This window comes from Corallococcus sp. AB030 (assembly GCF_003668965.1).
Lineage (GTDB): Bacteria > Myxococcota > Myxococcia > Myxococcales > Myxococcaceae > Corallococcus > Corallococcus exiguus.
The window spans coordinates 1-1,276 of the sequence record NZ_RAWQ01000449.1 but is presented as its reverse complement, the minus strand read 5'-3'; the positions used below and the strand labels follow the sequence as shown (position 1 = coordinate 1,276).

Sequence of the window (1,276 nt, the reverse complement as noted above, 5' to 3'; positions counted from 1 at the left end):
AGGGGCTGCGTCTCTTTCGGCTGCGTCGTCACGGTGGCTGAAACCTCCTGGAGCGTCGCGGGGAGAGCGACGGCCGCAGCGGTGGCCTCCGGCCCGGTGGGAGCTGCGGCGCGATCAGCTTGAGGTGACTTGCCAGAGGGCGCTACTTCCTGACGGGTGGGGACGGGCCCAACGACGCGTGACGTCCCAAATCCCCACACTGCCCCCGCCAGAACGAGCACCACCGCGAGAGCCGCCCAGTCGCGGAAGGCCTCCCGCTTCGCAGGCGCCACACGCACGGTCGTCGCGGGAGGCGGCTCGTTGGTCGCTACGGCAGCCGCGTCCATTGCTGGCGCCGGCTTCGGGGGCATGCGTTTGCCTCGACGAGGGCGGTGCCGGGGTTCGTGCCGCCACTGCTCGAAGCTGTCGATGTCCTCCCCGTCCGTCGTCGCGGAGTCCTCGGCATACGCGTCGCAGAGCGGCACGTCCCACGTCTCGTCCGCACCGCGCAGCGCCTGCTCCAGCGCATCGCAGAGCGCCTGAGCACTGGGCGTGCGCGCCTCGGGCGTCTTCTCCAGGAGTTGCAAGCACACGTCGCTCAGCGCCCGAGGCACCCGCTCGTTCTCCTCGTGCGGTGGCCTGGGAGAGCTGGAGAGAATCGCCTCCGTCAAGCTGGCGCCGTCCTCGCCGTCAAAGGGGAAGCGCCCCGTCAGCAGCCGGTAAGAGACAAGCCCCAGTGCCCACAAGTCGTCCGCAGGCCCCGCTGTGTAACGGGCGTCCCTTGCCTCAAGGTGAGCACGCAGGAAGCGCCACGCCTCCGGGGAGCGGTAGTCCACCGTCCCGGGCGGGAGAATGTCCGCCGTCAGCTCGCGCGCGCCCGTGTAGTCGCCGATGCCGAAGTCCACCAGCTTGGCCAGGCCGTCCGAGGCGCGCACCATGACGTTGGCCTCCTTCACGTCCCGGTGCACCACCCCATCCGCGTGGGCAGCGGCGAGCGCCCGTGCCACGCCCAGCAGCACGCGCGTCACCTGCCGCGCCGTGGGGTTCTCCGCGTCGGCCCACGCGTCCAGCTGACGCCCTTCCACGTACTCCGTAACGATGACGATGAATTGAGGCTGGGCCACCGGCCAGTAGCCATGGCCCAGAATCCGCACCACGTTGGGGTGATGCAGGCGAGTGAGGATGGAAACTTCGCGCTCCGCCCTCTCGCCTACGCGCGGCAGGTGCAGCAGCTTCAGAGCGAAGCGCTGGCCCTCGCAGTGCGCGAGGTACACCGTGCCGAAGCCGCCCTGCCCCA

Annotated in this window: 1 protein-coding gene; it reads right to left on the bottom strand. The window is 70.2% G+C overall.

The genetic code is table 11. The features are described 5' to 3' along the window. Window positions 1–1,276, bottom strand: a 1,276-nt coding sequence (locus tag D7Y15_RS43505) for a serine/threonine-protein kinase (RefSeq protein ID WP_148713051.1), incomplete at both ends; no start/stop codon positions are given.